Consider the following 10756-nt stretch of genomic DNA (forward strand, 5'->3'; position numbering starts at 1 on the left):
AAAACCTACCAGAATATGGTGTTGGTTTATTAGCGCTGATTTATGGGGATCCCTCAGCGCCCCGGCGGGTTTTTTTATACCCGTAGTATCCCCACTTATCTACAATAGCTGTACTCTTTTTGTTCATCCCCTGGAGTATTTATGTGGTTACTTGACCAGTGGGCAGAGCGCCATATATCAGAAGCGCAAGCGAAAGGTGAGTTTGATAACCTGGCAGGTAGCGGCGAACCATTGATACTGGATGATGATTCTCATGTGCCGCCTGAGTTACGTGCGGGGTATCGCTTGTTGAAGAATGCCGGTTGCTTACCGCCAGAACTTGAGCAGCGGAGGGAAGCAATTCAGCTTTTGGATATCCTCAAAGGTATCCGTCACGATGATCCACAATATCAAGAGGTTAGTCGTCGATTGTCATTACTGGAATTAAAGCTGCGACAAGCTGGATTGAGTACCGATTTTTTACGCGGCGATTATGCTGACAAGTTGTTGAATAAAATCAACGATAACTAGTGGAGTATGTATGTATCGTATTGGTGAGCTGGCAAAAATGGTGGAAGTAACACCCGACACGATTCGTTATTATGAAAAGCAGCAGATGATGGAGCATGAAGTGCGTACCGAAGGTGGGTTTCGCCTGTATACCGAAAGCGATCTCCAGCGATTGAAATTTATCCGCCATGCCAGACAACTTGGTTTCAGTCTGGAGTCGATCCGCGAGTTGCTGTCGATCCGTATCGATCCTGAACACCATACCTGTCAGGAGTCAAAAGGCATTGTGCAGGAAAGATTGCAGGAAGTCGAAGCACGGATAGCCGAGTTGCAGAGTATGCAGCGTTCCTTGCAACGCCTTAACGATGCCTGTTGTGGGACCGCCCATAGCAGTGTTTATTGCTCGATTCTTGAAGCTCTTGAACAAGGGGCGAGTGGCGTTAAGAGTGGCTGTTGATTTTTTGCACTGGCAGGATTACACTCGCGCCGTTAAATAGCCAACTGGAGTTTTTATGAGCCGATATCAGCATACTAAAGGGCAGATAAAGGATAATGCGATAGAAGCATTACTACATGATCCCTTATTCCGACAGCGCGTAGAGAAAAATAAGAAGGGGAAAGGCAGTTACATGCGAAAAGGAAAACATGGCAATCGGGGGAACTGGGAGGCCAGTGGCAAGAAAGTCAATCACTTTTTTACCACTGGCTTTCTGCTTTCAGGCGCTTGTTAAGAGCGGTTATTCTGCTCTTTCAGCAAATCACGAATTTCTGTCAGTAATACTTCTTCTTTAGTTGGTGCAGGTGCTGCTGCTGGTTCTTCTTTTTTCCGATTCAGTTTGTTGATTAGCTTAATCGCCATAAAGATGGCAAAGGCCACAATCAGAAAATCAAAGACGTTTTGAATGAAGACACCGTAATGCATCACAACAGCAGGGATATCCCCCTGCGCATCGCGTAGAGTGACAGCAAACTGTTTAAAGTCGATCCCGCCAATTAATAAGCCCAGAGGCGGCATGATGATATCGGCAACCAGTGAAGAGACAATCTTCCCAAATGCCGCACCGATAATGACACCCACCGCCAAATCCACCACGTTCCCACGCATCGCAAATTCGCGAAATTCTTTAATAATGCTCATGTTATTCTCCCTATGAAGCTGACAATCATAAGTCTAACAAATGTTAAGTTATTTTCCTGCCAGGAATGAATTTAATTAATCCTTGATAATCAAAGGGAAATAATAAGGCGTCATTAGACGCCTTATTAATTACAAAAAGAAAGGGCTTGGTTGGAAGAGTCTTTCGACGTCGGTAATAAACTTTTTATCTGTGAGGAACATAATTACGTGATCGCCTTGCTCAATGCGCAGATTGTCATTGGCAATCATCACGTCGTTTCCACGTACCACCGCTCCAATAATCGTTCCTGGGGGGAGCTTGATTTCATCAATGACTCTGCCGACAACGCGTGAGGTGCTTTCATCACCGTGAGCAACGGCTTCAATAGCTTCTGCTACGCCGCGGCGCAATGAGGAAACACCAACAATATCTGCTTTTCGCACATGGCTAAGCAACGCAGAAATAGTTGCTTGTTGCGGTGAAATCGCAATATCGATCACGCTTCCCTGAACCAGATCCACATAAGCGCGACGCTGGATCAAGACCATCACCTTTTTTGCACCCATACGTTTGGCAAGCATGGCAGACATGATATTGGCCTCGTCATCGTTGGTGACGGCAATAAACAGATCAACTTGATCGATATGTTCTTCGGCCAGCAGTTCTTGATCCGATGCATCACCAAAAAAGACGATTGTATTTTGCAACTTTTCTGCCAGTTCGGCAGCGCGTTGCTGATTACGTTCGATGAGTTTAACGCTGTAATCTTTTTCCAGACGACGCGCCAACCCTGCACCGATATTACCGCCACCAACCAGCATGATCCGCTTATACGGTTTTTCCAGTCGCTGTAATTCACTCATCACCGCGCGGATATGCTGTGAAGCGGCAATAAAGAACACTTCATCACCAGCTTCAACAATAGTCGAACCTTGCGGACGAATGGGGCGATCGTGACGGAAGATGGCCGCTACTCGAGTATCGATATGTGGCATATGCTCGCGCATGGTCGAAAGTGCGTTACCAATCAGCGGGCCGCCATAATAGGCTTTAACCACAGCCAGACTGACTTTACCCTCAGCGAAGTTCACCACCTGCAATGCGCCAGGATACTCAATCAGTCGGTAAATATTATCGATGACCAACTGCTCTGGTGCGATCAGATGATCAATCGGTACAGCATCTGAATGAAATAGCTTATCGGCATCGCGCACGTAGTCTTGTGAGCGGATACGAGCGATGCGATTAGGGGTGTTGAAAAGTGAGTAGGCTACCTGGCAGGCAACCATATTGGTTTCATCTGAACTGGTTACAGCAACCAGCATATCGGCGTCGTCGGCCCCAGCCTCCCGCAATACGCGTGGATGAGAGCCATGCCCCTGCACGACTCGCAGGTCAAATTTATCCTGCAAGGTCCGCAGGCGTTCACCGTTGGTATCGACAACAGTAATATCGTTGTTCTCGCCAACCAGGTTTTCCGCCAGTGTACCGCCAACCTGACCGGCACCCAGAATGATAATTTTCATCAGTCGCGACCCGTTATCTCATCACTTTTTGATTAGCTTAGCGTAAAAGAAGCCGTCGCCCTCTTCTGCACCAGGCAGATTTTGCTTACCCGGTTGTTCTGGTGTTCCAGTGTCGCAAAGTTCGGCATCAGTGGTACGTTGCAAAAAGGCTTTAATCTGCAGGCTATTCTCTTCCGGTAACACCGAACAGGTGGCATAGACCAGAGTTCCACCGGATTTTAAATGCGGCCAGATGGCGTCGAGAATTTCAGACTGCAGTTGCGCGAGTTCCGGGATATCGCGATCGCGACGTAACCATTTGATATCCGGATGGCGACGAATCACACCTGTTGCCGAACAAGGTGCATCTAATAAAATGCGATCAAACTGTTGCTCGCCACACCATTGGGAAGGGGAACGGCCATCACCTTGTTTCACAGTCGCCTTCATACCAAGGCGTTTTAAATTGTCGTAAACGCGAGAGAGGCGTGGTTCGTCAATATCAACCGCAAGAACCTGTGCTTCTGGTGCCACCTCAAGGATATGCGTTGTTTTACCGCCGGGAGCGGCACAAAGATCCAGAATGTGTTCACCGTTTTGTGGCGCAAGCCAGGTCATGCAACCTTGTGCTGATGCATCCTGAACGGTAACCCATCCGTCTTCAAAACCGGGTAACGCATGAACAGGTGCAGGTGTTTCCAGCCGTACAGCATCAGGGTAATCCGTATGTGGGAAGCCTTTCATTCCTGCTTCATCCAGCAATGCAAGCCAGCTGTCGCGGGAATGATGCGTACGATTAACGCGCAGCCACATTGGCGGGCGCTGGTTATTGGCTTCAACGATAGATTGCCACTGCTCTGGATACGCTTTTTGCAGACGCTTCAGCAACCAGGAAGGATGTAGATAACGTGAATCACTGGCATTAAACTCGGCTAATAACTCTTCTTGCTGACGCTGGAACTGGCGTAACACACCGTTAATTAACCCTTTAAGTTGCGGGCGCTTAATTGCGACAGCCCCTTCAACCGTTTCAGCCAGCGCAGCATGAGGTGGAATGCGGGTATAAAGCAGTTGATACAAACCAACCATAATCAGGTAATGCACGGTCCGCTGTTTGCCGGTCATCGGACGGGCCATTAATTTATTAATCAGCCAGTCTAACTGTGAAAGCGTACGCAGTACGCCAAAGCACAACTCTTGAAGAAGAGCTTTGTCTTTATCGGAAACTTTTTGCTGGAGCGGTGGCAAAATGTTGCTTAATGATTGCCCTTGCTCGACGACTTGTTCAACGGCCTGGGCCGCCATGCTACGTAAATTACGTTGTTTTTTCATAAGTATAAAAATGCCCGGCAAGACCGGGCTTAGAAGAGTGGACTATCAGGCCAGACGTTTGCCCGGAACAAACCATTCCCGACGAGAATTCAGGAGGTCTTGCGCGCTCATCGCTTTCTTACCCGCAGGTTGTAACGAGAGCAGGTTCAGGATGCCACCACCAGTCGCAACCTGAATGCCTTGTTTATTGGCTTCAAGGATCGTTCCTGGTGCAGCGTTGGTTGCCGTATCAATGACCGACGCTTTCCAGACTTTAACCGGCTGTCCTTCAATTTCCAGCCAGCTCATTGGCCATGGATTGAAAGCGCGAATGCAGCGTTCAAGCTGCGCTGCCGAAAGCGACCAGTCAATACGCGCTTCTTCTTTACTCAACTTTTCGGCGTAAGTGACAAGAGTTTCGTCCTGAACTTCTGGTTTCGCCGTGCCGTCTGCCAGTTGTTTCAATGTGGTGATAAGCCCTTGTGGGCCAAGCTCTGCCAGCTTGTCGTACAGCGTACCACTGGTATCTTCTGCAGTAATCGGGCAGGAGAGCTTATAGAGCATGTCACCGGTGTCTAAACCAACATCCATTTGCATAATGGTCACACCAGTTTCTGCATCACCCGCCCATAGTGAGCGTTGGATTGGTGCAGCACCGCGCCAGCGTGGCAGCAGTGAACCATGAACGTTGATACAGCCAAGACGCGGCATCTCCAGCACAGCTTTCGGCAGAATTAAACCATAGGCGACGACAACCATAACATCAGCCTGTAGATCGGCGACCAGTTGCTGGTTTTCTTGTGGACGCAGGGAAACCGGTTGAAAAACGGGCAGACCTTTTTCCTCAGCCAGAACTTTAACCGGGCTGGGCATCAGTTTTTTACCGCGTCCTGCCGGTCGGTCTGGCTGGGTGAACACGCCAACGACGTTATGACCAGAAGACAACAGCGCGTCGAGATGACGCGCTGCAAAGTCAGGTGTACCCGCAAAAATAATACGTAGTGATTCTGACACGTTAGTTCTTATCCTTAAGCCCGGGCTTTCAGACGATCCAGTTTTTCAACTTTCTGACGAATACGTTGTTGTTTCAGCGGTGACAGATAATCCATAAACAGTTTGCCGACCAGGTGATCCATCTCATGCTGAATACAGATGGCTAACAGACCCTCTGCTTCCAGTTCAAATGGTTTACCGTCGCGGTCCAGGGCGCGAATTTTAACTTTCTCTGCGCGTGGCACTAAAGCACGTTGTTCAGGGATCGACAGGCATCCTTCTTCAATGCCTGTTTCGCCGCTTTTTTCTAAAAGCTCCGGATTGATTAACACCAGCCGTTCGTCACGGTTTTCCGAAACATCAATAACAATGATACGTTGATGGATATCGACCTGGGTTGCCGCCAGGCCAATACCTTCTTCTTCGTACATCGTCTCGAACATATCATCGACGATACGCTGAATTTCTGCATTCACTTCTTCTACCGGTTTAGCAACTTTGCGAAGCCGCTCGTCCGGAATATGTAACACTTGCAAAACTGACATAAATCTCCAGAGATGTGTTCAGGAGTTAGAAAGATTATTTCTTCTATTCTAGACAAATCCCCCTCTGATTGACAGCATCACTGACCAATCGCAAAGATTGCTAAGGCTGCTTATGGCAGGGAGATAAGGATGGTCGATACAGAAATTTGGCTGCGTTTAATGAGCATCAGCAGCTTGTACGGCGATGATATGGTCCGTATAGCTCACTGGCTGGCAAAACAGTCGCATATTGATGCGGTTGTATTGCAGCAAACTGGGCTTACATTGCGGCAGGCACAACGCTTTCTTTCATTTCCGCGAAAGAGTATCGAAAGCTCACTTTCTTGGTTGGAGCAACCCAACAATCATTTAATTCCTGCGGACAGCAAATTTTATCCTCCTCAACTTCTGGCGACGACAGATTACCCCGGCGCACTGTTTGTTGAAGGAGAACTGCACGCGCTGCATTCATTTCAGCTTGCCGTAGTGGGGAGTCGGGCGCATTCATGGTATGGCGAGCGATGGGGACGATTATTTTGCGAAACTCTGGCGACGCGTGGAGTGACAATTACGAGTGGACTGGCGCGTGGAATCGATGGTGTGGCGCATAAAGCGGCCTTACAGGTAAATGGCGTCAGCATTGCTGTATTAGGGAATGGACTTAATACCATTCATCCGCGTCGCCATGCCCGACTGGCTACCAGTTTGCTTGAACATGGTGGGGCTCTTGTCTCGGAATTTCCCCTCGATGTTCCTCCCCTTGCTTACAATTTCCCACGAAGAAATCGCATTATCAGTGGTCTAAGTAAAGGTGTACTGGTGGTGGAAGCGGCTTTGCGCAGTGGTTCGCTGGTGACAGCACGTTGTGCGCTTGAGCAGGGGCGTGAAGTTTTTGCCTTGCCGGGTCCATTAGGGAATCCGGGAAGCGAAGGGCCTCACTGGTTAATAAAACAAGGTGCGATTCTTGTGACGGAACCGGAAGAAATTCTGGAAAACTTGCAATTTGGATTGCACTGGTTGCCAGACGCCCCTGAAAATTCATTTTATTCACCAGATCAGGAAGACGTGGCATTGCCATTTCCTGAGCTCCTGGCTAACGTAGGAGATGAGGTAACACCTGTTGACGTCGTCGCTGAACGTGCCGGCCAACCTGTGCCAGAGGTAGTAACTCAACTACTCGAACTGGAGTTAGCAGGATGGATCGCAGCTGTACCCGGCGGCTATGTCCGATTGAGGAGGGCATGCCATGTTCGACGTACTAATGTATTTGTTTGAAACCTATATTCACACAGAAGCTGAGTTGCGTGTGGATCAAGACAAACTTGAACAGGATCTTACCGACGCAGGATTTGATCGAGAAGATATCTACAATGCCCTGCTTTGGCTGGAAAAGCTTGCGGATTATCAGGAAGGACTGGCAGAACCGATGCAACTGGCCTCTGATCCACTCTCCATGCGTATTTATACCCCTGAAGAGTGTGAAAGGCTGGATGCCAGCTGTCGTGGTTTTCTGCTTTTCCTTGAGCAAATTCAGGTGCTTAACCTTGAAACCCGTGAAATGGTGATAGAGCGAGTGTTCGCGCTGGATACCGCAGAGTTCGACCTGGAAGACCTGAAATGGGTAATCCTGATGGTGTTGTTCAATATTCCGGGCTGCGAAAATGCGTACCAGCAAATGGAAGAATTACTCTTTGAAGTGAATGAAGGTATGCTGCATTAATCATTTCTTTAATTCAGCATAAGTTATTATGGCGAAATCAGCACTGTTCACGGTGCGTAATAATGAGCCCTGCCCAACGTGCGGGGCGAAACTGGTTATTCGATCCGGGAAACACGGTCCGTTTCTTGGATGCTCACAGTATCCGGCGTGTGACTACGTCCGTCCTCTGAAATCTTCAGCGGATGGACATATCGTCAAAGTTCTGGAGGGGCAGGTTTGCCCTGCATGTGGCGCAAACCTGGTGTTACGCCAGGGACGCTTCGGTATGTTCATTGGCTGTAGTAACTATCCTGCATGCGAGCATACTGAACTTATTGATAAACCAGACGAAACGGCAATTACCTGTCCTCAATGTCGGACGGGCCATTTGGTCCAGCGCCGCTCCCGTTATGGCAAAACATTTCATTCCTGTGATCGCTACCCGGAATGTCAATTTGCCATTAACTTCAAACCTATAGCTGGAGAATGCCATGAGTGTCATTATCCGCTACTCATCGAAAAGAAAACCGCGCAGGGTGTAAAACACTTTTGTGCCAGTAAACAATGTGGAAAGCCGGTTTCGGCGGAATAATAACGTGAATAATAACCTGCAAGGAGACGCTATCGCAGCTGCGATAGATGTCCTTAATGAAGAACGTGTAATCGCCTATCCAACGGAAGCCGTTTTCGGTGTCGGGTGCGATCCTGATAGCGAAACAGCAGTGATGCGACTGTTGGAGTTAAAACAGCGTCCGGTTGATAAGGGGCTGATTTTAATCGCGGCAAATTACGAGCAGCTTAAACCCTATATTGATGACAGCATGCTGACTGACGCGCAGCGTGAAACCATTTTTTCTCGCTGGCCAGGCCCTGTCACCTTTGTTTTTCCCGCTCCTGCGACAACACCGCGCTGGTTGACGGGCCACTTTGATTCGCTTGCTGTACGAGTCACCGACCATGCGTTGGTAGTTGCTTTGTGCCAGGCTTATGGTAAACCGCTGGTTTCTACCAGTGCCAACTTGAGTGGATTGCCGCCTTGTCAAACAATAGACGAAGTTCGCGCACAATTTGGCGCGTCGTTCCCGGTTGTGCCTGGTGAAACGGGGGGACGTTTAAATCCTTCAGAAATCCGCGATGCCCTGACGGGTGAACTGTTTCGACAAGGGTAACATAATGGAAACCTATGCTGTTTTTGGTAATCCGATAGCCCACAGCAAATCGCCATTCATACATCAGCAATTTGCACAGCAACTGAATATTGAATATCCCTATGGGCGCGTGCTGGCACCCATTAATGATTTCATCAACACACTGAACGCTTTCTTTCGTGCTGGTGGCAAAGGCGCGAATGTGACGGTGCCTTTTAAAGAAGAGGCTTTTGCCAGAGCGGATGAGCTTACTGAACGGGCAGCGTTGGCTGGTGCTGTTAATACCCTCAAGCGGTTAGAAGATGGACGCCTGCTGGGTGATAACACCGATGGTGTAGGCTTGTTAAGCGATCTGGAACGTCTGTCTTTTATCCGTCCCGGTTTACGTATTCTGCTCATCGGCGCTGGTGGGGCGTCTCGTGGTGTATTATTGCCACTGCTTTCTCTGGACTGCGCGGTGACAATCACCAATCGGACGGTATCCCGCGCGGAAGAGTTGGCTAAATTGTTTGCGCACACTGGCAGTATTCAGGCGTTGGGTATGGACGAACTGGAAGGTCATGAGTTTGATCTCATTATTAATGCAACATCAAGTGGCATCAGTGGTGATATACCGGCGATTCCAGCATCGCTTATTCATCCAGGCATTTGTTGCTATGACATGTTCTATCAGAAAGGGAAAACGCCTTTTCTGGCATGGTGCGAGCAGCAAGGCTCAAAGCATAATGCTGATGGCTTAGGGATGTTGGTGGCACAGGCGGCTCATGCCTTTCTTCTCTGGCATGGTGTTCTGCCTGATGTAGAACCGGTTATTAAACAATTGCAACAGGAGCTGTCGGTGTGAATCAGGCCATCCAGTTTCCGGACAGGGAAGAGTGGAACGAGAATAAAAAATGTGTATGTTTTCCCGCTCTCGTGAATGGTATGCAACTGATGTGTGCGATCTCTGGCGAGAGTCTGGCGTATCGTTTTACTGGAGATACGCCAGAACAGTGGTTAGCGAGTTTTCGTCAGCATCGCTGGGACCTGGAAGAAGAAGCGGAAAAACTAATTCAGAAACAAAGTGAAGATGATCAAGGTTGGGTCTGGTTACCCTGATCCAGATATTCGTCTTTCCATTTCACGTAGTTATTCGCGGAATAGCGTAACCCTGCTTTCTCTTCATCACTTAACGGGCGGATCTGTTTGACGGGGCTACCGAGATACAGATATCCGCTCTCCAGCCGTTTATTTTGTGGGACCAGGCTACCCGCACCAATCATCACATCATCTTCTACTATTGCGCCATCAAGTAAAATTGAGCCCATCCCAACCAACACTCGATTACCAATAGTGCAGCCGTGGAGCATCACCTTGTGACCAACAGTGACATCTTCGCCAATAGTTAATGGGTTGCCATCTGGGTTGTACGAGGATTTATGGGTGACATGCAACATACTGCCATCCTGGATATTTGTGCGTGCGCCGATCTGTACATAATGTACATCTCCACGAATCACAACGAGCGGCCAGATCCCCACATCATCAGCCAGACGAACGTCACCGATCACGACGCTGCTATCGTCGATCATTACGCGCTGACCAATTTGTGGAAAAAGATCGCGGTATGGGCGTAAAACATCAGACATACTTACCTCAACAATAAATGATTTACTAATGACTTTGGGGGCATTATTGGTCCCGAGCAAGTCTTTTAGTATGCAAAAAAGCACCGTTTTGTGTGCGAATACAGCAAAAAGGGTGAAAAAACAACAAACAGAAAAAAAGATCAAAAAAGTACTTGTGCAAAAAATTGGGATCCCTATAATGCGCCTCCGTTGAGACGACAACGTGAAACACTTCACAAGATGGTCGGAACAACAGAGAGAAAAATCCTGAAATTCAGGGTTGACTCTGAAAGAGGAAAGCGTAATATACGCCACCTCGCGACAGTGAGCTGAAAGCCGCGTCGCAACTGCTCTTTAACAAT

General features: G+C 48.5%; 15 protein-coding genes. 9 read left to right on the top strand and 6 right to left on the bottom strand.

Annotated elements, in window-relative coordinates; all coding sequences use genetic code 11:
* Positions 1–141: 141 nt before the first annotated feature.
* Genes A7090_RS23950 through arfA form a run of 3 tightly spaced genes read left to right on the top strand, consistent with a single transcriptional unit; the run spans position 142 to position 1220 of the window.
* Positions 142–510, top strand: a complete 369-nt coding sequence (locus tag A7090_RS23950) for a DnaJ family domain-containing protein (RefSeq protein ID WP_105275765.1) — start codon at positions 142–144, stop codon at positions 508–510.
* Between the two features lie 10 nt (positions 511–520).
* Entirely contained in the window at positions 521–946 is a 426-nt protein-coding gene (zntR, locus tag A7090_RS23955; protein ID WP_105275766.1) for a Zn(2+)-responsive transcriptional regulator, read from the top strand.
* Positions 947–1001: 55 nt separating this feature from the next.
* Positions 1002–1220: an alternative ribosome-rescue factor ArfA gene (gene arfA, locus A7090_RS23960; protein ID WP_059222260.1), complete on the top strand. Its 219-nt coding sequence runs from the start codon at positions 1002–1004 to the stop codon at positions 1218–1220.
* Here arfA and mscL read toward each other — a convergent pair.
* The 5 genes from mscL to def all read right to left on the bottom strand — a co-directional run bounded on the left by mscL (position 1217) and on the right by def (position 5961).
* Complete coding sequence (gene mscL, locus A7090_RS23965) at positions 1217–1627, bottom strand: large-conductance mechanosensitive channel protein MscL (protein WP_000022442.1); 411 nt, start codon at positions 1625–1627, stop codon at positions 1217–1219. The genes arfA and mscL overlap by 4 nt on opposite strands.
* A 129-nt stretch (positions 1628–1756) precedes the next feature.
* Positions 1757–3133 carry a Trk system potassium transporter TrkA gene (gene trkA / locus A7090_RS23970; RefSeq protein ID WP_105275767.1) on the bottom strand — a complete coding sequence of 459 codons (1377 nt, stop codon included), beginning with the start codon at positions 3131–3133 and terminating at the stop codon, positions 1757–1759.
* 21 nt (positions 3134–3154) lie between these two features.
* Positions 3155–4444, bottom strand: coding sequence for a 16S rRNA (cytosine(967)-C(5))-methyltransferase RsmB (gene rsmB, locus A7090_RS23975; RefSeq protein ID WP_105275768.1), 1290 nt, complete (start codon positions 4442–4444; stop codon positions 3155–3157).
* 45 nt (positions 4445–4489) lie between these two features.
* Positions 4490–5437 (bottom strand): methionyl-tRNA formyltransferase, encoded by a 948-nt coding sequence (gene fmt / locus A7090_RS23980; protein WP_105275769.1) that lies wholly within the window; start codon positions 5435–5437, stop codon positions 4490–4492.
* Between the two features lie 14 nt (positions 5438–5451).
* The gene (gene def, locus A7090_RS23985) at positions 5452–5961 is read right to left on the bottom strand and encodes a peptide deformylase (RefSeq protein ID WP_105275770.1); all 510 of its coding nucleotides are present in this window, start codon (positions 5959–5961) and stop codon (positions 5452–5454) included.
* Positions 5962–6090: 129 nt separating this feature from the next.
* Between def and dprA the strand changes: the two genes are divergently transcribed.
* The 6 genes from dprA to A7090_RS24015 are packed head-to-tail and all read left to right on the top strand — an operon-like array spanning position 6091 to position 9885.
* On the top strand, positions 6091–7215 hold the full coding sequence (gene dprA, locus A7090_RS23990) for a DNA-protecting protein DprA (RefSeq protein WP_105275771.1): 1125 nt from the start codon (positions 6091–6093) through the stop codon (positions 7213–7215).
* Complete coding sequence (gene smg, locus A7090_RS23995; protein WP_071345219.1) at positions 7187–7660, top strand: DUF494 family protein Smg; 474 nt, start codon at positions 7187–7189, stop codon at positions 7658–7660. Before dprA ends, smg begins: the two co-directional genes overlap by 29 nt.
* A 28-nt stretch (positions 7661–7688) precedes the next feature.
* Positions 7689–8231, top strand: a complete 543-nt coding sequence (locus A7090_RS24000) for a DNA topoisomerase family protein (RefSeq protein ID WP_105275772.1) — start codon at positions 7689–7691, stop codon at positions 8229–8231.
* Between the two features lie 4 nt (positions 8232–8235).
* Positions 8236–8808: an L-threonylcarbamoyladenylate synthase type 1 TsaC gene (gene tsaC, locus A7090_RS24005; RefSeq protein ID WP_105275773.1), complete on the top strand. Its 573-nt coding sequence runs from the start codon at positions 8236–8238 to the stop codon at positions 8806–8808.
* 4 nt (positions 8809–8812) lie between these two features.
* A complete protein-coding gene (gene aroE, locus A7090_RS24010) occupies positions 8813–9631 on the top strand; it encodes a shikimate dehydrogenase (RefSeq protein WP_105275774.1) in 819 nt (272 codons plus the stop codon).
* Complete coding sequence (locus A7090_RS24015) at positions 9628–9885, top strand: DUF1488 domain-containing protein (protein ID WP_105275775.1); 258 nt, start codon at positions 9628–9630, stop codon at positions 9883–9885. The genes aroE and A7090_RS24015 overlap by 4 nt, the downstream gene beginning before the upstream one ends.
* Here A7090_RS24015 and A7090_RS24020 read toward each other — a convergent pair.
* Positions 9861–10415 carry a gamma carbonic anhydrase family protein gene (locus A7090_RS24020; protein WP_001286216.1) on the bottom strand — a complete coding sequence of 185 codons (555 nt, stop codon included), beginning with the start codon at positions 10413–10415 and terminating at the stop codon, positions 9861–9863. The genes A7090_RS24015 and A7090_RS24020 overlap by 25 nt on opposite strands.
* Positions 10416–10756: the final 341 nt, after the last annotated feature.

The sequence above is a fragment of the Escherichia sp. MOD1-EC7003 genome (genome assembly GCF_002965065.1).
Lineage (GTDB): Bacteria > Pseudomonadota > Gammaproteobacteria > Enterobacterales > Enterobacteriaceae > Escherichia.

What these genes read in the sequence shown, in the direction of transcription:
- A7090_RS23950 (WP_105275765.1), top strand. Translation starts at nt 142, where the DNA reads ATGTGGTTACTTGACCAGTGGGCAGAGCGCCATATATCAGAAGCGCAA.
- zntR (WP_105275766.1), top strand. Translation starts at nt 521, where the DNA reads ATGTATCGTATTGGTGAGCTGGCAAAAATGGTGGAAGTAACACCCGAC.
- arfA (WP_059222260.1), top strand. Translation starts at nt 1,002, where the DNA reads ATGAGCCGATATCAGCATACTAAAGGGCAGATAAAGGATAATGCGATA.
- mscL (WP_000022442.1), bottom strand. Translation starts at nt 1,627, where the DNA reads ATGAGCATTATTAAAGAATTTCGCGAATTTGCGATGCGTGGGAACGTG.
- trkA (WP_105275767.1), bottom strand. Translation starts at nt 3,133, where the DNA reads ATGAAAATTATCATTCTGGGTGCCGGTCAGGTTGGCGGTACACTGGCG.
- rsmB (WP_105275768.1), bottom strand. Translation starts at nt 4,444, where the DNA reads ATGAAAAAACAACGTAATTTACGTAGCATGGCGGCCCAGGCCGTTGAA.
- def (WP_105275770.1), bottom strand. Translation starts at nt 5,961, where the DNA reads ATGTCAGTTTTGCAAGTGTTACATATTCCGGACGAGCGGCTTCGCAAA.
- dprA (WP_105275771.1), top strand. Translation starts at nt 6,091, where the DNA reads ATGGTCGATACAGAAATTTGGCTGCGTTTAATGAGCATCAGCAGCTTG.
- smg (WP_071345219.1), top strand. Translation starts at nt 7,187, where the DNA reads ATGTTCGACGTACTAATGTATTTGTTTGAAACCTATATTCACACAGAA.
- A7090_RS24000 (WP_105275772.1), top strand. Translation starts at nt 7,689, where the DNA reads ATGGCGAAATCAGCACTGTTCACGGTGCGTAATAATGAGCCCTGCCCA.
- aroE (WP_105275774.1), top strand. Translation starts at nt 8,813, where the DNA reads ATGGAAACCTATGCTGTTTTTGGTAATCCGATAGCCCACAGCAAATCG.
- A7090_RS24020 (WP_001286216.1), bottom strand. Translation starts at nt 10,415, where the DNA reads ATGTCTGATGTTTTACGCCCATACCGCGATCTTTTTCCACAAATTGGT.